Source organism: Kitasatospora sp. NPDC048296 (genome assembly GCF_043201815.1).
Lineage (GTDB): Bacteria > Actinomycetota > Actinomycetes > Streptomycetales > Streptomycetaceae > Kitasatospora.
This window is the reverse complement of sequence record NZ_JBICZB010000238.1, coordinates 1-1,033: the sequence shown is the minus strand read 5'-3', so window position 1 is coordinate 1,033 and position 1,033 is coordinate 1. Positions and strand designations below refer to the sequence as shown.

Annotated in this window: 1 protein-coding gene; it reads left to right on the top strand. The window is 67.8% G+C overall.

Annotated features, from left to right (window positions below):
• Positions 1–1,033: acyltransferase domain-containing protein (locus ACGF12_RS38730; RefSeq protein ID WP_393041413.1), on the top strand; the 1,033-nt coding region annotated here is incomplete at both ends.

The window sequence follows — 1,033 nt, the reverse complement described above, 5'->3', positions numbered from 1 at the left end:
CGACGCCCTGGCCGCCCTCGCCGACGGTCAACCCCACCCCGACCTCGTCACCGGCACCGCAGCCGTCAGCGGCAAGACCGTGTTCATCTTCCCCGGCCAGGGCTCCCAATGGCCCGCCATGGGACAACACCTCATAGCCACCAGCCCCGTCTTCGCCCAACACATCACCAACTGCACCCAGGCCTTCGCCCCCTACACCCCCGACTGGAACCTCACCGACCTCCTCACCAACCCCGACCCCGACCTCCTCGAACGCGTCGACATCGTCCAACCCGCCCTCTTCGCCGTCATGACCGGCCTCGCCACCCTCTGGCAACACCACGGCATCACCCCCGACGCCGTCATCGGCCACTCCCAAGGCGAAATCGCCGCCGCCTACACCGCCGGCGCCCTCACCCTCAACGACGCCGCCAAAACCGTCATCCTCCGCGCCCAAGCCCTCACCCAACTCGCCGACACCGGCGCCATGGCCTCCATCCCCCTCCCCCCACACGACCTCGAACCCCACCTCAACAACGACCTCCACATCGCCGCCCACAACTCCCCCACCACCACCATCATCAGCGGCACCCCCACCGCCATCCACACCCTCGTCACCACCCTCCACAACACCGGCATCGACGCACGCACCATCCCCGTCAACTACGCCTCACACTGCCCCCACGTCGAACCCCTCCAGCACCACCTCACCACCGCCCTCAACCCCCTCAACCCCCAACCCACCACCACCACCTTCTACTCCACCGTCACCACCACCCCCCTCGACACCACCACCCTCACCCCCGACTACTGGTACACCAACCTCCGCAACCCCGTACAACTCCACCAAACCCTCACCCGACTCCACACCGACGGCTACCGCCACTACATCGAAATCAGCCCCCACCCCGTCCTCCTCCCCACCATCCACCAAACCCTCGACAACCACCCCACCACCATCCACCCCACCCTCCGCCGCCACCACGGCCACCACTTCCCCCACGCACTCGCCCACACCCACACCCACGGACTCACCCCCACCACCCCCACCACC